Genomic DNA, 719 nt, shown 5'->3' on the forward strand with positions numbered 1-719 from the left:
ATGCCGGCGGACGCAGACTGTCATCGGCAAATCCATAGGCTGAACTGGTTTCGCCGAGGGCTGCGACCTTGAGCGGGAATTCGGCGCCGCAGACGCCGGGGCCGGAAATCGGATCGATGCGGACGAGGTCGGGCCCTTCCTTGACCGCACCTGATTTCAGGCAAGCGGCCTCGGCCTCGGCCCGCCACGGTTCGCGCTCGGCGGTCTGGAACAGACCACGGCCGCAACCAGCAAGCGACACAAGGACAAGGGAGCCGACGAGAAACAAAAGAACTCCACGCATCATGGCGCGGAGGTTCTGCGAATTTGATTAAAGACTCTTCAACGCATTTCGACTGAATGATTTCAGCTGCTTTTAACCATGCGCGGCTTGCGGCGTAATGCTTGTTGCGTCAACCACTGACACGCGCTCTGCATCACGACGTAGAAGCGCAAGGAGATCGCCGCTCGTGTCGCGATGGAGAATGCCTTGGCATTCAGCATCCGTGTCCGGCGCAGGAAATTCATCTATAGGTAGCAGTTCCTGCAACAACAACCCGGATCGGGAACTGACAGGCGGTATCCGGTACTGCTGGCGCATACGTTCTGCGCAACGCCCTGGAAAATATTTGGTGCCGCTTCAACGCCTTGATTCGGCATCCGTTTGAACCGCACATCGCAATGCGGCATCGCTCGGAAACTCCGGCCGGACAGCACCGCTGACTTTATCCGCCAGGAAC

General features: G+C 58.7%; 2 protein-coding genes. Both read right to left on the bottom strand.

The genetic code is table 11. The features are described 5' to 3' along the window. Positions 1 to 286, bottom strand: a 286-nt coding sequence (locus tag NS334_RS16540) for a hypothetical protein (RefSeq protein ID WP_206542697.1), incomplete at its 3' end; no start/stop codon positions are given. Between the two features lie 59 nt (positions 287 to 345). After that, complete coding sequence (locus NS334_RS18760; RefSeq protein WP_193753146.1) at positions 346 to 483, bottom strand: hypothetical protein; 138 nt, start codon at positions 481 to 483, stop codon at positions 346 to 348. Positions 484 to 719: the final 236 nt, after the last annotated feature.

It is taken from the genome of Sphingomonas endophytica (genome assembly GCF_001476895.1).
Classification (GTDB): Bacteria; Pseudomonadota; Alphaproteobacteria; order Sphingomonadales; family Sphingomonadaceae; genus Sphingomonas; species Sphingomonas endophytica_A.

Bases quoted from the DNA above. Each gene is read 5' to 3' on its own strand.
- NS334_RS18760 (WP_193753146.1), bottom strand. From the start codon at position 483: ATGCTGAATGCCAAGGCATTCTCCATCGCGACACGAGCGGCGATCTCC.